The organism is Bilophila sp. (genome assembly GCF_057864385.1).
Window position 1 is genome coordinate 1 of record NZ_DBMAFI010000105.1, and the last position, 292, is coordinate 292.

Below are 292 nucleotides of genomic sequence, written 5' to 3' on the forward strand. Positions count from 1 at the left end.
TCTTTTTTAAGAATACATGTTACTTTACCGTCTTTAAAAGAAATATCTCTATGTGGGAAAATTTTTTCCCATACTTTTTTTAGTTTGTCTGTAGACATCTCTGGAACATTATTATGGTTCCTGCTATTTCTCTCACACGCCCTACATTCTTCAATAAATAAATCTTGCTCTTTATTTTTTAATGCCAATAGTGCAGATAATACATAGTCAAAGTCATTGGCTACAGACGATATGTAATTATGTTGGCTTCCGTCATATGGATATCTACTGTTGTTATTTCGTTGTGGAGTTT

The 292-nt window shown here is 31.8% G+C and carries 1 protein-coding gene; it reads right to left on the reverse strand.

The features are described 5' to 3' along the window. A partial coding sequence (locus ACZM8Y_RS17235; protein ID WP_489501928.1) for a hypothetical protein occupies positions 1 to 292 on the reverse strand: 292 nt, incomplete at both ends.